Genomic DNA, 502 nt, shown 5'->3' on the forward strand with positions numbered 1-502 from the left:
CGCGAAGGTCTGACTGTCTCCTTCACCGGCAACAGCAACGTAGACGGTTACTACAGCCTCTCCGGCAACAACGTTGTACTGACGCAGAAGGGCGCTGACTTTGTTAACGCCGGCAATCAACTGCCGAAGATTGACCTGACCGTCACTGACCCTGAAGGCCTGAACTCCAACGGCACCGGCCAACCGACCGTTACCCTGCATAACGACGTGCCGGTCATCAGCGTTTCCCCGGAAACCATCGATGAAAACTCCGCTACTGCGGGCACCGTCGCAGGTCGCTTCACCGCGACCGACGAAGAAACCCCACGCGAAGGCCTGACTGTCTCTTTCACCGGCAGCAGCAATGCCGACGGCTACTACGCCATCGTTGATAACAACGTCGTGCTGACTCAGAAGGGCGCTGACTTTGTTAACGCCGGCAATCAACTGCCGAAGATCGACCTGACCGTCACTGATCCTGAAGGCCTGAACTCCAACGGCACCGGCCAACCGACCGTTACCC

1 protein-coding gene is annotated in these 502 nt (G+C 58.4%); it reads left to right on the top strand.

What is annotated here, in order from left to right; translation table 11 throughout:
- Positions 1-502, top strand: a 502-nt coding sequence (locus BB029_RS33375; protein ID WP_168166831.1) for a hypothetical protein, incomplete at both ends; no start/stop codon positions are given.

This window comes from Pseudomonas sp. S3E12, assembly GCF_001702295.1.
In the GTDB taxonomy this organism is placed as follows: domain Bacteria; phylum Pseudomonadota; class Gammaproteobacteria; order Pseudomonadales; family Pseudomonadaceae; genus Aquipseudomonas; species Aquipseudomonas marginalis.